Genomic DNA, 13,957 nt, shown 5'->3' on the forward strand with positions numbered 1-13,957 from the left:
CCATGGAAGCCAGGGCCCAGGCGCGGTACATCCGCGTCACGCCCATGAAGGCCCGCCGAGTGGTGGACCTTATCCGTGGCATGGATGCCACGGAGGCTCAGGCGGTCCTGCGTTTCGCCCCGCAGGCCGCGAGCGTGCCGGTCGGCAAGGTGCTTGACAGCGCCATTGCCAACGCCGCACACAACTACAACCACCCGGACGCCTCCACGCTGGTCATCAGCGAGGCGTACGTGGACGAGGGCCCGACCCTGAAGCGGTTCCGTCCGCGTGCCCAGGGCCGTGCCTACCGGATCCGCAAGCGGACCAGCCACATCACCGTGGTCGTCAGCAGCAAGGAAGGTTCCCGGTAATGGGCCAGAAGGTAAACCCGCACGGGTTCCGGCTCGGCATCACCACCGACTTCAAGTCGCGTTGGTACGCCGACAAGCTGTACAAGGACTACGTCAAGGAAGACGTCGCCATCCGTCGGATGATGACGTCCGGCATGGAGCGCGCCGGCATCTCGAAGGTTGAGATCGAGCGCACCCGTGACCGCGTGCGTGTGGACATCCACACCGCTCGTCCGGGCATCGTCATCGGCCGCCGTGGCGCCGAGGCCGACCGCATCCGCGGTGACCTCGAGAAGCTCACGGGCAAGCAGGTCCAGCTGAACATCCTCGAGGTCAAGAACCCCGAGCTCGACGCTCAGCTGGTTGCCCAGGCCGTTGCCGAGCAGCTCTCCTCCCGCGTCTCCTTCCGTCGTGCCATGCGCAAGAGCATGCAGGGCACGATGAAGGCCGGCGCCAAGGGCATCAAGATCCAGTGTGGCGGCCGTCTCGGCGGCGCCGAGATGTCCCGCTCCGAGTTCTACCGCGAGGGTCGTGTGCCGCTGCACACGCTGCGCGCGAACGTGGACTACGGCTTCTTCGAGGCCAAGACCACCTTCGGCCGTATCGGTGTGAAGGTCTGGATCTACAAGGGCGACGTCAAGAACATCGCCGAGGTTCGCGCCGAGAACGCTGCGGCCCGTGCGGGTAACCGCCCGGCCCGTGGTGCCGGCGCTGGCGACCGTCCCGCCGGCCGTGGTGGCCGTGGTGGCGAGCGCGGCGGCCGTGGTGGCCGCAAGCCGCAGCAGGCTGCTGGTGCCGAGGCCCCCAAGGCCGACGCTCCCGCCGCCGCTCCGGCTGAGAGCACCGGAACGGAGGCCTGACCGACATGCTGATCCCTCGTAGGGTCAAGCACCGTAAGCAGCACCACCCGAAGCGCCGCGGTATGGCCAAGGGCGGTACTGAGGTCTCGTTCGGCGAGTACGGTATCCAGGCGCTCACCCCCGCCTATGTCACGAACCGCCAGATCGAGGCGGCTCGTATCGCGATGACCCGCCACATCAAGCGTGGCGGCAAGGTCTGGATCAACATCTACCCGGACCGTCCGCTGACGAAGAAGCCGGCCGAAACCCGCATGGGTTCCGGTAAGGGTTCTCCCGAGTGGTGGATCGCGAACGTGCACCCGGGCCGGGTCATGTTCGAGCTGTCCTACCCGAACGAGAAGATTGCTCGTGAGGCGCTCACCCGCGCTGCTCACAAGCTTCCGATGAAGTGCCGGATTGTTCGGCGCGAGGCAGGTGAGTCGTGATGGCGACGGGAACCAAGGCGTCCGAGCTGCGTGAGCTCGGCAACGAGGAGCTCGTTGGCAAGCTGCGCGAGGCCAAGGAGGAGCTGTTCAAGCTCCGCTTCCAGGCGGCCACGGGTCAGCTGGAGAACAACGGCCGGCTCAAGTCCGTCCGTAAGGACATCGCTCGCATCTACACCCTGATGCACGAGCGTGAGCTCGGTATCGAGACGGTGGAGAGCGCCTGATGAGCGAGAAGAACGTGACTGAGACGAACGAGCGCGGCTTCCGCAAGACCCGTGAGGGTCTCGTCGTCAGCGACAAGATGGACAAGACCGTCGTCGTCGCCGTCGAGGACCGCGTCAAGCACGCGCTGTACGGCAAGGTCATCCGCCGTACGAACAAGCTCAAGGCTCACGACGAGCAGAACGCTGCCGGCGTCGGCGACCGCGTCCTCATCATGGAGACGCGTCCGCTGTCGGCGAGCAAGCGCTGGCGCATCGTCGAGATCCTCGAGAAGGCCAAGTAATTTCTTGAAGGGGTAACCCTTCAAGTTCGTTCCGCCAGGCTCGGTCGGGGCTTCTCTGAAGCCCCGGCCGGGAACCGGCAGACAATCAGGAGATAGACGTGATCCAGCAGGAGTCGCGACTGCGTGTCGCCGACAACACTGGTGCCAAGGAGATCCTTTGCATCCGTGTTCTCGGTGGCTCCGGTCGCCGCTACGCGGGCATCGGTGACGTCATCGTCGCCACCGTCAAGGATGCGATCCCCGGTGGCAACGTGAAGAAGGGTGACGTCGTCAAGGCGGTCATCGTTCGCACCGTCAAGGAGCGCCGCCGCCAGGACGGCTCGTACATCCGCTTCGACGAGAACGCCGCCGTCATTCTGAAGAACGACGGCGACCCTCGCGGCACCCGTATCTTCGGCCCCGTCGGCCGTGAGCTGCGCGAGAAGAAGTTCATGAAGATCATCTCGCTCGCGCCGGAGGTGCTGTAAGCATGAAGATCAAGAAGGGCGACCTGGTCCAGGTCATCACCGGTAAGGACAAGGGCAAGCAGGGCAAGGTCATCGCGGCCTTCCCCGCCAACGACCGCGTCCTCGTCGAGGGTGTCAACCGGGTCAAGAAGCACACCAAGGCCGGCCAGACCGCTGGTGGCTCGCAGACCGGTGGCATCGTGATCACCGAGGCGCCGATCCACGTCAGCAACGTTCAGCTGGTCGTGGAGAAGGACGGCCAGAAGGTCGTCACCCGCGTCGGTTTCCGCTTCGACGACGAGGGCAACAAGATCCGCGTTGCCAAGCGGACGGGTGAGGACATCTGATGGCTACCACTCCGCGTCTCAAGACGAAGTACCGCGAGGACATCGCGGGCAAGCTGCGTGAGGAGTTCTCCTACGAGAACGTCATGCAGATCCCCGGCCTCGTGAAGATCGTGGTCAACATGGGTGTGGGCGACGCCGCCCGCGACTCCAAGCTGATCGACGGCGCCATCCGCGACCTGACGACGATCACCGGTCAGAAGCCGGCCGTCACGAAGGCCCGCAAGTCCATCGCGCAGTTCAAGCTGCGCGAGGGTCAGCCGATCGGCTGCCACGTCACCCTCCGTGGTGACCGCATGTGGGAGTTCCTGGACCGTACGCTGTCGCTCGCGCTGCCGCGTATCCGTGACTTCCGTGGTCTGTCGCCGAAGCAGTTCGACGGCCGTGGCAACTACACCTTCGGTCTCACGGAGCAGGTCATGTTCCACGAGATCGACCAGGACAAGATCGACCRTACCCGGGGTATGGACATCACCGTGGTCACCACGGCGACCAACGACGCTGAGGGCCGCGCGCTCCTTCGTCACCTCGGCTTCCCCTTCAAGGAGGCGTAAGCGAGATGGCGAAGAAGGCTCTCATCGCGAAGGCTGCCCGCAAGCCCAAGTTCGGTGTGCGTGCGTACACCCGCTGCCAGCGCTGCGGTCGTCCCCACTCCGTGTACCGCAAGTTCGGCCTGTGCCGCGTCTGCCTTCGTGAGATGGCTCACCGTGGCGAGCTGCCGGGCGTAACCAAGAGCTCCTGGTAACTCCCCCTCGTCCGCAAGGACTTGGGAAGTTCCAGAGACTCTCGGTAAGCATCTGGTCGGTGGGTGCCCAGCTCCGCATGCCGTAGGCTTGTGTGGTTGGGCGTCCGCCGCCCTATCGACTTACTACGCCGTAGGTCCCCGCACCGCACCCGTCCCGCCACAGAGTGGGGAGAGGGATGGCGCATACAGGAAACCCCGGCGAGAGAGGCCGAAGGCCACTTCATGACCATGACTGACCCGATCGCAGACATGCTCACGCGTCTGCGTAACGCTAACTCGGCGTACCACGACACCGTCGTGATGCCGCACAGCAAGATCAAGTCGCACATCGCAGAGATCCTCAAGCAGGAGGGTTTCATCACCGGCTGGAAGGTCGAGGACGCCGAGGTCGGCAAGAACCTCGTCCTCGAGCTGAAGTTCGGGCCGAACCGTGAGCGCTCCATCGCGGGCATCAAGCGGATCTCGAAGCCCGGTCTGCGCGTGTACGCGAAGTCCACCAACCTGCCGAAGGTGCTCGGCGGCCTGGGCGTGGCGATCATCTCCACGTCCCACGGTCTCCTCACCGGCCAGCAGGCAGGCAAGAAGGGCGTAGGTGGGGAAGTCCTCGCCTACGTCTGGTAGTCGGGAACGGAGGAAAAGCAATGTCGCGAATCGGCAAGCTCCCCATCCAGGTTCCCGCCGGTGTGGACGTCACCATCGTTGGCCAGACGGTCGCCGTGAAGGGCCCCAAGGGTTCCCTCACGCACACCGTCAAGGCGCCGATCGAGATCGTCAAGGGTGAGGACGGCGTTCTGAACGTCACCCGCCCGAACGACGAGCGTCAGAACAAGGCCCTGCACGGCCTGTCCCGCACGCTGGTGGCGAACATGATCACCGGCGTGACCACGGGTTACGTCAAGGCGCTCGAGATCAGCGGTGTCGGTTACCGCGTCGCCGCGAAGGGCTCCGACCTGGAGTTCCAGCTTGGTTACAGCCACCCGATCCTGATCGAGGCGCCCGAGGGCATCTCCTTCAAGGTCGAGTCGCCCACCAAGTTCTCGGTCGAGGGCATCGACAAGCAGAAGGTCGGCGAGGTCGCCGCCAACATCCGCAAGCTGCGGAAGCCCGACCCGTACAAGGCCAAGGGTGTCAAGTACGCCGGCGAGGTCATCCGCCGCAAGGTCGGAAAGGCTGGTAAGTAGCCATGGCATACGGTGTGAAGATCGCCAAGGGCGACGCGTACAAGCGCGCTGCCAAGGCTCGCCGCCACATCCGCATCCGCAAGAACGTCTCGGGTACGGCGGAGCGTCCGCGCCTCGTCGTGACGCGTTCGAACCGCAACATCGTTGCTCAGGTCATCGACGACCTCCAGGGTCACACCCTGGCGTCCGCGTCGACCCTGGACGCTTCGATCCGCGGTGGCGAAGGCGACAAGAGCTCGCAGGCCCAGGCTGTCGGCGCGCTCGTCGCCGAGCGTGCCAAGGCCGCGGGTGTCGAGACCGTCGTGTTCGACCGCGGTGGCAACCGATACGCCGGGCGCATTGCCGCTCTGGCTGACGCCGCCCGCGAAGCCGGGCTGAAGTTCTAAGCCCCGGTTCCGGGACTCACGGACGTAACAGAGAGAGGTAATCCAATGGCTGGACCCCAGCGCCGCGGAAGCGGTGCCGGTGGCGGCGAGCGGCGGGACCGGAAGGGTCGCGACGGTGGTGCTGCCGTCGAGAAGACCGCTTACGTTGAGCGCGTTGTCGCGATCAACCGCGTCGCCAAGGTTGTCAAGGGTGGTCGCCGCTTCAGCTTCACCGCGCTGGTCGTGGTGGGCGACGGTGACGGCACTGTAGGTGTCGGTTACGGCAAGGCCAAGGAAGTTCCCGCGGCCATTGCCAAGGGTGTCGAGGAAGCCAAGAAGAACTTCTTCAAGGTTCCGCGCATCCAGGGCACCATCCCGCACCCGATCCAGGGCGAGAAGGCGGCCGGCGTTGTCCTGCTGAAGCCTGCTTCCCCCGGTACCGGTGTTATCGCCGGTGGCCCGGTGCGCGCCGTTCTGGAGTGCGCCGGCGTTCACGACATCCTGTCGAAGTCCCTGGGCTCCGACAACGCGATCAACATCGTGCACGCGACCGTGGCGGCCCTCCAGGGCCTGCAGCGTCCCGAGGAGATCGCGGCTCGCCGTGGTCTGCCCCTCGAGGACGTCGCCCCCGCGGCTCTGCTTCGTGCACGTGCTGGGGCGGGTGTCTAATGGCTCGCCTCAAGATCACGCAGACGAAGTCGTACATCGGCAGCAAGCAGAACCACCGCGACACGCTGCGTTCGCTCGGGCTCAAGCGCCTGAACGACGTCGTCGTCAAGGAGGACCGCCCCGAGTTCCGCGGAATGGTTCACACCGTCCGCCACCTCGTGACGGTTGAGGAGGTTGACTAACATGGCTGAGAGCAGCCCGCTGAAGGCCCACAACCTCCGTCCCGCCCCCGGCGCCAAGACCGCGAAGACCCGTGTCGGTCGTGGTGAGGCGTCGAAGGGTAAGACGGCCGGTCGTGGTACGAAGGGCCAGAAGGCCCGCTACCAGATCCCGCAGCGCTTCGAGGGTGGGCAGATGCCCCTCCACATGCGCCTGCCGAAGCTCAAGGGCTTCAAGAACCCGTTCCGCACCGAGTTCCAGGTTGTCAACCTGGACAAGCTCGGCGCTCTCTACCCCGAGGGTGGAGAGGTCACGGTGGCCGACCTGGTCGCCAAGGGCGCGGTTCGCAAGAACAGCCTCGTCAAGGTCCTGGGCCAGGGCGAGATCTCCGTGGCGCTGACGGTTTCGGTTGACGCCGTCTCCGCCTCCGCCAAGGAGAAGATTGCCGCTGCCGGCGGCACCGTCACCGAGCTCGTCTAAGACGAAACCTCAGTGACAAATAGCTAGAAACCCGACCGGGGATGCCTCACATATGGGGCATCCCCGGTTGGTCGTTCCACGGGGGGCGCAGACGCCGGTAAGGTGGCCTGCACCTTTGCTCGTACGTATTCGTCGATCCCTCAGACCGTCACCTCTGACGCAGTAGCGCGGGGGTCGCAGGAGGCACCGTGCTCACCGCGTTCGCCCGGGCGTTCAAGACGCCCGACCTGCGCAAGAAGCTGCTCTTCACGCTCGGCATCATCGTGCTGTATCGGCTCGGGTCCCACATCCCGGTACCCGGCGTGAGCTACAAGAACGTTCAGATCTGTGTCGACTCGATGGGCACCAGCAACAGCCTCTTCGGTCTCGTCAACATGTTCAGCGGCGGTGCGYTGCTGCAGATCACGATCTTCGCGCTCGGCATCATGCCGTACATCACCGCCAGCATCATCCTGCAGCTGCTGACCGTGGTCATCCCGAAGCTGGAGAACCTCAAAAAAGAGGGACAGTCCGGCACGGCGAAGATCACTCAGTACACGCGCTATTTGACGGTCGCGCTCGCGATCCTGCAGGGCACCGGCCTGGTCGCCACCGCGCGTACCGGTGCTCTGTTCGGTAGCTGCCCGGTCGCTCGGGAGATCGTCCCGAACCACTCGATCTTCACCACGGTCGTCATGGTGATCACCATGACCGCTGGTACCTGTGTCGTCATGTGGCTCGGTGAGCTCATCACCGACCGCGGCATCGGCAACGGCATGTCGATCCTCATGTTCATCTCCATCGCCGCCGGTTTCGTCGGGGCGCTGTGGACGATCAAGCTCCAGGGCAAGATCGCTGGAGGCTGGGTCGAGTTCGGCGTGGTCATCCTGGTCGGTCTCGCGATGGTCGCCCTGGTGGTCTTCGTCGAGCAGGCGCAGCGCAGGATCCCTGTTCAGTACGCCAAGCGCATGATCGGCCGCCGGGCTTACGGCGGTACGTCCACCTACATCCCGCTCAAGGTGAACCAGGCCGGTGTCATCCCGGTCATCTTCGCCTCGTCGCTGCTGTACATCCCGGCGCTGATCGTGCAGTTCAGCGGCTCGCAGGCCGCCTGGGCGACCTGGATCCAGAAGCACTTCGTCAAGGGCGACCACCCGTACTACATCGCCGCCTACTTCCTCCTGATCGTCTTCTTCGCGTTCTTCTACGTGGCGATCTCGTTCAACCCCGAGGAAGTTGCCGACAACATGAAGAAGTATGGTGGGTTCATCCCGGGCATCCGCGCCGGCCGGCCCACCGCCGAGTACCTGAGCTACGTACTCAACCGGATCACCTGGCCGGGGTCGCTGTACCTGGGTCTGATCGCTCTCGTGCCGACAATGGCGTTGGCGGGCTTCGGAGCGAACCAGAACTTCCCGTTCGGCGGGACGAGCATCCTCATCATCGTGGGTGTGGGTCTGGAAACCGTGAAGCAGATCGAGAGCCAGCTCCAGCAGCGCAATTACGAAGGGTTCCTCCGCTGATGCGAATCGTCCTCGTCGGACCTCCCGGTGCGGGCAAGGGAACGCAGGCCGCGTTCCTTGCCAAGAACCTGTCGATCCCGCACATCTCCACGGGCGACCTCTTCCGCGCCAACATCAGCCAGAACACGGAGCTGGGCCGGCGCGCGAAGGCGTTCATGGACGCCGGTGACCTCGTCCCCGACGAGATCACCATCGGCATGGCCAAGGACCGCATGGAGCAGGCGGACGCCGCGAACGGCTTCCTGCTCGACGGCTTCCCGCGCAACGTCTCCCAGGCCGAGGCGCTGGACGAGATGCTCACGGGCGCGGGCATGAAGCTCGACGCGGTCCTCGACCTGGAGGTCGAGGAGGACGAGGTCGTCAAGCGCATCGCGGGCCGGCGGATCTGCCGGCTGGACTCCTCGCACGTCTTCCACGTGACGTACGCGGCGCCGAAGACCGAGGGTGTCTGCGACACCTGCGGCGGCGAGCTGTACCAGCGCGACGACGACTCCGAGGCCACGGTCCGCAACCGGCTGGAGGTCTACCACACGCAGACCGAGCCGATCATCGACTACTACAAGTCGCAGGGCCTCCTGGTGACGATCGCCGCCCTCGGTGAGGTGCACGAGATCACCAAGCGGGCGATGGACGCCCTCAAGAAGTAGTACCCCTGTCGTACAGGTACGGCCGCGGTGTCCCCAGGGCATCGCGGCCGTACTGTTGAGAAGACCCGTTTCGAAGCTGGAAGGCACGCCCCCATGGTGCAGATCAAGACCCCCGAGCAGATCGCGAAGATGCGAGAGGCGGGGCTGGTCGTCGCCGCGATCCACGCGGCGACCCGCGAGGCGGCCGTACCGGGCGCCACGACGCGTGATCTGGACATGGTGGCCCGCAAGGTGATCGCGGACGCGGGGGCCAAGTCGAACTTCCTCGGCTACGGCGGCTTCCCCGCGACCATCTGCACCTCGGTGAACGAGGTCGTCGTCCACGGCATCCCGGACGACAAGACGGTCCTCAGGGACGGCGACATCATCTCCATCGACGCCGGGGCGATCGTGGACGGCTGGCACGGCGACGCGGCCTACACGGCCTTCGTGGGCACCGGGCACGCTCCGGAGCTGGTCGAGCTCTCCCGGGTCACCGAGGAGTCCATGTGGGCCGGTATCGCGGCGATGAAGCTCGGAAACCGTCTGGTGGACATCTCGAAGGCGATCGAGACGTACATCAAGCGCCAGCCGCGGCCGTCCACCGGTGAGCACAGCCTCGGCAAGTTCGGGATCATCGAGGACTACGGCGGCCACGGCATCGGTTCCGAGATGCACATGGACCCGCACCTGCTGAACTACGTCTCGCGCAAGCGGGGCAAGGGCATCAAGCTGGTCCCGGGCCTCTGCCTGGCGATCGAGCCGATGGTCTCCCTGGGCACCGCCCAGACGGAGGTACTGGCGGACGACTGGACGGTCATCACGACGGACGGCACCTGGTCCTCGCACTGGGAGCACTCCATCGCCCTGACCGAGGCGGGTCCCATCGTCCTGACCAGCCCTGACTGTGGCAAGGCGAAGCTGGCGGAGTACGGGGTCACCACGGCTCCCGACCCCCTGGCGTAATGATCTACACTCTGGGGCAAACTTTCCGGATTCGTCTTTCTGGGTGCCCTGACGTAGACTGACTCGTCGGCTCTCGTGCACTTCCATGCCTGCATGGAGCGCGAAGCCGATCAAGGTAGCCGATTCGAAGGGCGAAGCGTGGCCAAGAAGCAAGGTGCCATCGAAATCGAGGGCACCGTGATCGAGTCCCTCCCGAACGCGATGTTCAAGGTGGAACTGCAGAACGGTCACAAGGTCCTTGCGCACATCAGCGGCAAGATGCGTATGCACTACATCCGCATCCTCCCGGATGACCGGGTCGTTGTGGAGCTGTCTCCGTACGACCTGACGCGTGGCCGGATCGTCTACCGATACAAGTAGATCTTGTCCTCACTCCTGCCTGGGCATCCGTCCCGGTGCGGGTGGTGGCACTGACCCGGAGAACCTCACCAACATGAAGGTCAAGCCGAGCGTCAAGAAGATCTGCGACAAGTGCAAGGTGATCCGCCGTCACGGTCGGGTCATGGTCATCTGCGACAACCTGCGCCACAAGCAGCGCCAGGGCTGACGCACGCCGACCGACCTGCCTTCCGCAGTTCTTCGCGCGACGTAAGAAAACGTACATACGCAGAACCCGCCCAGCCCTGAGAAGGGCCGGCGGCACCTCCGGCGGGGGCCGGGGACCCGGACGTACCACCACCCATCAGGGTGGTCGGCGGTCGGGAGTGGTTCTGCGGAAGACCCCCGAACACACAGGAGCCATTTGTGGCACGCGTTTCCGGTGTTGACATCCCGCGCGAAAAGCGCGTGGAGATCGCACTCACCTACGTCTTCGGTATCGGGCGCACCCGGTCCAAGGAGATCCTCGCCTCCACCGGCGTGAACCCGAACACCCGCGTTCGTGACCTGGCCGAAGAGGACCTCGTCAAGATCCGCGAGTACGTGGACGCCAACCTCCGTACCGAGGGTGACCTCCGCCGCGAGATCCAGGGCGACATCCGCCGCAAGATCGAGATCCAGTGCTACCAGGGTATCCGCCACCGTCGCGGTCTCCCGGTTCACGGTCAGCGCACCAGCACGAACGCGCGTACCCGCAAGGGCCCGCGTCGCGCGATCGCCGGTAAGAAGAAGCCGGGCAAGAAGTAGTCCTGTTCAGCGGTCTTGCGCTGTAGGACCGACCACCTCCCGTAGGAGATTTAGATGCCCCCCAAGGGTCGTCAGGGCGCTGCCAAGAAGGTGCGCCGCAAGGAAAAGAAGAACGTCGCTCACGGGCACGCCCACATCAAGAGCACGTTCAACAACACCATCGTCTCGATCACGGACCCCTCGGGCAACGTGATCTCCTGGGCCTCTGCCGGCCACGTCGGCTTCAAGGGCTCGCGCAAGTCCACCCCCTTCGCCGCGCAGATGGCCGCCGAGTCGGCCGCCCGCCGCGCGCAGGAGCACGGCATGCGCAAGGTTGACGTCTTCGTSAAGGGYCCSGGCTCSGGCCGCGAGACCGCGATCCGCTCCCTCCAGGCCRCCGGCCTCGAGGTCGGCTCGATCCAGGACGTCACCCCCACCCCGCACAACGGCTGCCGCCCGCCGAAGCGCCGCCGCGTCTGACGCAGCGGACGCACCTGTGCGTTCTTGAGTGTCCGGGCGGTACGAACCCCTCACGGGGGACGTGCCGCCCGTACCCTTGTTAGTCCGCAGCCATGTGCTGCACCCGTCGGGCGTCAAATAGTGGGCGTCCACGACTGAAGGAACACAGACATGCTTATCGCTCAGCGTCCTTCGCTGACCGAAGAGGTCGTCGACGAGTACCGCTCGCGGTTCGTGATCGAGCCGCTGGAGCCGGGCTTCGGCTACACCCTCGGCAACTCCCTGCGCCGTACCCTCCTGTCCTCCATCCCGGGTGCCGCTGTCACCAGCATCCGCGTGGACGGCGTCCTGCACGAGTTCACCACCGTGCCGGGCGTCAAGGAAGACGTCACGGACATCATCCTCAACATCAAGCAGCTGGTCGTCTCCTCGGAGCACGACGAGCCGGTCGTGATGTACCTGCGCAAGCAGGGTCCCGGCCTGGTCACCGCTGCCGACATCGCGCCCCCGGCCGGTGTCGAGGTGCACAACCCGGACCTGGTCCTCGCCACGCTCAACGGCAAGGGCAAGCTGGAGATGGAGCTGACCGTCGAGCGCGGTCGCGGCTACGTCTCCGCCGTCCAGAACAAGCAGCTGGGCCAGGAGATCGGCCGCATCCCGGTCGACTCCATCTACAGCCCGGTCCTCAAGGTCACCTACAAGGTCGAGGCGACCCGAGTCGAGCAGCGCACCGACTTCGACAAGCTGATCGTCGACGTCGAGACCAAGCAGGCCATGCGCCCGCGCGACGCCATGGCGTCCGCCGGCAAGACCCTGGTCGAGCTGTTCGGTCTGGCGCGCGAGCTCAACATCGACGCCGAGGGCATCGACATGGGCCCGTCCCCGACGGACGCCGCCCTGGCCGCCGACCTGGCGCTGCCGATCGAGGAGCTGGAGCTCACCGTTCGGTCGTACAACTGCCTCAAGCGCGAGGGCATCCACTCCGTGGGTGAGCTCGTCGCCCGCTCCGAGGCCGACCTGCTCGACATCCGCAACTTCGGTGCGAAGTCGATCGACGAGGTCAAGGCGAAGCTGGCCGGCATGGGCCTGGCCCTCAAGGACAGCCCGCCCGGATTCGACCCGACCGCCGCCGCCGACGCCTTCGGCGCCGACGACGACGCGGACGCCGGTTTCGTCGAGACCGAGCAGTACTAAGCAGCACCCGTAGATCTTTCCCGCGGCGTCCGCCTCGGGGGAACTGACACCGGTACCTGACACGGCCGGTGCAGATATGAAGGAGTAACACCATGCCGCGTCCCGCAAAGGGTGCCCGCCTGGGCGGTTCCGCCGCGCACGAGAAGCACCTCCTCGCGAACCTCGCGAAGGCGCTCTTCGAGCACGGCCGCATCACCACCACCGAGGCCAAGGCCCGTCGCCTGCGTCCCTACGCCGAGCGTCTGGTCACCAAGGCCAAGAAGGGCGACATCCACAACCGTCGCCTGGTGCTGCAGACGATCACGGACAAGAGCATCGTGCACACGCTGTTCACCGAGATCGCCCCGCGCTACGAGAACCGCCCCGGTGGTTACACGCGCATCACCAAGATCGGCAACCGTCGTGGCGACAACGCCCCGATGGCGGTCATCGAGCTGGTCGAGGCCCTGACGGTCGCCCAGCAGGCCACCGGTGAGGCCGAGGCCGCCACCAAGCGCGCGGTCAAGGAGGCGGAGGCCAAGGCCGAGGCCACCGAGACCGAGGCTGTCGAGGAGACCAAGGAGGCCTGATCCCGCTCCGGGATCGAGTTTTCTTGATCGGCTCTGAACGGGCCCGCCCCCTTCCCGGGGCGGGCCCGTTCTGCATCTCTGAGAGAGGATCTGTCACGTGAGTGACGAGGTGGAGCCCGGTCACGTCCGGGTGCGGCTGGACCTGTCGTACGACGGCAAGGACTTCTCCGGCTGGGCGAAGCAGCGGACGCTGCGGACCGTGCAGGGCGAGCTGGAGAGCGCCCTGCAGACCGTGATGCGGCTCAAGGAGCCCGTCGACCTGACCGTCGCCGGGCGCACCGACGCCGGGGTGCACGCGCGCGGACAGGTCGCGCAGTTCGACCTGGCCGAAGAGGTGTGGGCCGAACACCACGACAAGCTGCTGCGCCGCCTCGCGGGCCGGCTGCCGCACGACGTACGGGTCTGGAAGGCCGCGGAGGCCCCCGAGGGCTTCAACGCCCGGTTCTCCGCCATCTGGCGCCGCTACGCCTACCGGGTCGGCGACCACCAGGCCGGCGTCGACCCGCTGCGCCGCGGGCACGTGCTGTGGCACCAGTGGCCGCTGGACGTGGACGCCATGAACGAGGCCGCCGCCGCGCTGCTCGGCGAGCACGACTTCGCCGCGTACTGCAAGAAGCGCGAGGGCGCCACGACCATCCGTACGCTCCAGGAGCTCAGCTGGGTGCGGGACGCGGACGGGATCGTCACGGCGACGGTGCGGGCCGACGCCTTCTGCCACAACATGGTCCGCTCCCTGGTCGGAGCCCTGCTGCACGTGGGCGACGGCCACCGGCCCGTGGAGTGGCCCGGACAGGTCCTGGCCGCCGCCGTACGGGACTCCTCGGTGCACGTGGTGAAGCCGCACGGACTGACCCTGGAGGAGGTCGGCTACCCGGCGGACGAGCTGCTGGCCGCCCGCAGCAAGGAAGCGCGCAACATGCGCACCCTGCCGGGGGCCGGCTGCTGCTGAGCGGTGCCCGCGGCGCCCGCAGGGACGGGCCGCGCCGCAAAGCATTTGGGCGGTGCCCCGTGGCCCGGGAGAATGCCCCG

25 protein-coding genes are annotated in these 13,957 nt (G+C 66.0%); all 25 read left to right on the forward strand.

Annotation, left to right across the window (positions count from 1 at the left end; translation table 11 throughout):
• Window positions 1-2 precede the first annotated feature (2 nt).
• Entirely contained in the window at window positions 3-350 is a 348-nt protein-coding gene (gene rplV / locus AB4039_RS10310; protein ID WP_007265904.1) for a 50S ribosomal protein L22, read from the forward strand.
• Window positions 350-1,189, forward strand: a complete 840-nt coding sequence (gene rpsC, locus AB4039_RS10315) for a 30S ribosomal protein S3 (RefSeq protein ID WP_007265905.1) — start codon at window positions 350-352, stop codon at window positions 1,187-1,189. Before rplV ends, rpsC begins: the two co-directional genes overlap by 1 nt.
• A 5-nt stretch (window positions 1,190-1,194) precedes the next feature.
• Window positions 1,195-1,614: a 50S ribosomal protein L16 gene (gene rplP / locus AB4039_RS10320; protein ID WP_030026326.1), complete on the forward strand. Its 420-nt coding sequence runs from the start codon at window positions 1,195-1,197 to the stop codon at window positions 1,612-1,614.
• A complete protein-coding gene (gene rpmC, locus AB4039_RS10325; protein WP_008739703.1) occupies window positions 1,614-1,838 on the forward strand; it encodes a 50S ribosomal protein L29 in 225 nt (74 codons plus the stop codon). Before rplP ends, rpmC begins: the two co-directional genes overlap by 1 nt.
• Window positions 1,838-2,119, forward strand: coding sequence for a 30S ribosomal protein S17 (rpsQ, locus tag AB4039_RS10330; protein ID WP_030026328.1), 282 nt, complete (start codon window positions 1,838-1,840; stop codon window positions 2,117-2,119). The genes rpmC and rpsQ overlap by 1 nt, the downstream gene beginning before the upstream one ends.
• Window positions 2,120-2,217: 98 nt before the next feature.
• Entirely contained in the window at window positions 2,218-2,586 is a 369-nt protein-coding gene (gene rplN / locus AB4039_RS10335) for a 50S ribosomal protein L14 (RefSeq protein ID WP_003956455.1), read from the forward strand.
• Between the two features lie 2 nt (window positions 2,587-2,588).
• Window positions 2,589-2,912 (forward strand): 50S ribosomal protein L24, encoded by a 324-nt coding sequence (gene rplX / locus AB4039_RS10340; protein ID WP_030230645.1) that lies wholly within the window; start codon window positions 2,589-2,591, stop codon window positions 2,910-2,912.
• On the forward strand, window positions 2,912-3,463 hold the full coding sequence (rplE, locus tag AB4039_RS10345; RefSeq protein ID WP_442270543.1) for a 50S ribosomal protein L5: 552 nt from the start codon (window positions 2,912-2,914) through the stop codon (window positions 3,461-3,463). The genes rplX and rplE overlap by 1 nt, the downstream gene beginning before the upstream one ends.
• 5 nt (window positions 3,464-3,468) lie before the next feature.
• Window positions 3,469-3,654 (forward strand): type Z 30S ribosomal protein S14, encoded by a 186-nt coding sequence (locus AB4039_RS10350; RefSeq protein WP_003956452.1) that lies wholly within the window; start codon window positions 3,469-3,471, stop codon window positions 3,652-3,654.
• A gap of 222 nt (window positions 3,655-3,876) precedes the next feature.
• A complete protein-coding gene (rpsH, locus tag AB4039_RS10355; protein ID WP_007265911.1) occupies window positions 3,877-4,275 on the forward strand; it encodes a 30S ribosomal protein S8 in 399 nt (132 codons plus the stop codon).
• 20 nt (window positions 4,276-4,295) lie between these two features.
• Window positions 4,296-4,835 carry a 50S ribosomal protein L6 gene (gene rplF, locus AB4039_RS10360; protein ID WP_266841143.1) on the forward strand — a complete coding sequence of 180 codons (540 nt, stop codon included), beginning with the start codon at window positions 4,296-4,298 and terminating at the stop codon, window positions 4,833-4,835.
• Between the two features lie 2 nt (window positions 4,836-4,837).
• Window positions 4,838-5,221: a 50S ribosomal protein L18 gene (gene rplR / locus AB4039_RS10365; protein WP_030008471.1), complete on the forward strand. Its 384-nt coding sequence runs from the start codon at window positions 4,838-4,840 to the stop codon at window positions 5,219-5,221.
• A 45-nt stretch (window positions 5,222-5,266) separates the two neighbouring features.
• The gene (gene rpsE, locus AB4039_RS10370) at window positions 5,267-5,869 is read left to right on the forward strand and encodes a 30S ribosomal protein S5 (RefSeq protein WP_266841145.1); all 603 of its coding nucleotides are present in this window, start codon (window positions 5,267-5,269) and stop codon (window positions 5,867-5,869) included.
• A complete protein-coding gene (gene rpmD, locus AB4039_RS10375) occupies window positions 5,869-6,051 on the forward strand; it encodes a 50S ribosomal protein L30 (protein WP_005313525.1) in 183 nt (60 codons plus the stop codon). Before rpsE ends, rpmD begins: the two co-directional genes overlap by 1 nt.
• 1 nt (window position 6,052) lies before the next feature.
• The gene (gene rplO, locus AB4039_RS10380; RefSeq protein ID WP_030230657.1) at window positions 6,053-6,508 is read left to right on the forward strand and encodes a 50S ribosomal protein L15; all 456 of its coding nucleotides are present in this window, start codon (window positions 6,053-6,055) and stop codon (window positions 6,506-6,508) included.
• A gap of 188 nt (window positions 6,509-6,696) precedes the next feature.
• Window positions 6,697-8,010, forward strand: a complete 1,314-nt coding sequence (secY, locus tag AB4039_RS10385; RefSeq protein WP_266841147.1) for a preprotein translocase subunit SecY — start codon at window positions 6,697-6,699, stop codon at window positions 8,008-8,010.
• On the forward strand, window positions 8,010-8,657 hold the full coding sequence (locus AB4039_RS10390) for an adenylate kinase (protein ID WP_266841149.1): 648 nt from the start codon (window positions 8,010-8,012) through the stop codon (window positions 8,655-8,657). Before secY ends, AB4039_RS10390 begins: the two co-directional genes overlap by 1 nt.
• Before the next feature lie 93 nt (window positions 8,658-8,750).
• Entirely contained in the window at window positions 8,751-9,602 is an 852-nt protein-coding gene (gene map / locus AB4039_RS10395) for a type I methionyl aminopeptidase (RefSeq protein WP_266841150.1), read from the forward strand.
• Window positions 9,603-9,740: 138 nt separating this feature from the next.
• Window positions 9,741-9,962, forward strand: a complete 222-nt coding sequence (gene infA / locus AB4039_RS10400; protein WP_003956442.1) for a translation initiation factor IF-1 — start codon at window positions 9,741-9,743, stop codon at window positions 9,960-9,962.
• A 73-nt stretch (window positions 9,963-10,035) separates the two neighbouring features.
• Window positions 10,036-10,149 (forward strand): 50S ribosomal protein L36, encoded by a 114-nt coding sequence (rpmJ, locus tag AB4039_RS10405; protein ID WP_003956441.1) that lies wholly within the window; start codon window positions 10,036-10,038, stop codon window positions 10,147-10,149.
• Window positions 10,150-10,346: 197 nt separating this feature from the next.
• Window positions 10,347-10,727 (forward strand): 30S ribosomal protein S13, encoded by a 381-nt coding sequence (gene rpsM / locus AB4039_RS10410; protein ID WP_007265919.1) that lies wholly within the window; start codon window positions 10,347-10,349, stop codon window positions 10,725-10,727.
• Between the two features lie 54 nt (window positions 10,728-10,781).
• Window positions 10,782-11,186 (forward strand): 30S ribosomal protein S11, encoded by a 405-nt coding sequence (gene rpsK / locus AB4039_RS10415; RefSeq protein WP_442270544.1) that lies wholly within the window; start codon window positions 10,782-10,784, stop codon window positions 11,184-11,186.
• 150 nt (window positions 11,187-11,336) lie between these two features.
• Complete coding sequence (locus AB4039_RS10420; protein ID WP_007265920.1) at window positions 11,337-12,359, forward strand: DNA-directed RNA polymerase subunit alpha; 1,023 nt, start codon at window positions 11,337-11,339, stop codon at window positions 12,357-12,359.
• Between the two features lie 92 nt (window positions 12,360-12,451).
• Complete coding sequence (gene rplQ / locus AB4039_RS10425; protein ID WP_007265921.1) at window positions 12,452-12,928, forward strand: 50S ribosomal protein L17; 477 nt, start codon at window positions 12,452-12,454, stop codon at window positions 12,926-12,928.
• A 97-nt stretch (window positions 12,929-13,025) separates the two neighbouring features.
• A complete protein-coding gene (gene truA, locus AB4039_RS10430) occupies window positions 13,026-13,877 on the forward strand; it encodes a tRNA pseudouridine(38-40) synthase TruA (RefSeq protein ID WP_266841152.1) in 852 nt (283 codons plus the stop codon).
• Window positions 13,878-13,957 lie beyond the last annotated feature (80 nt).

It is taken from the genome of Streptomyces sp. M-16 (genome assembly GCF_052114405.1).
In the GTDB taxonomy this organism is placed as follows: Bacteria; Actinomycetota; Actinomycetes; order Streptomycetales; family Streptomycetaceae; genus Streptomyces.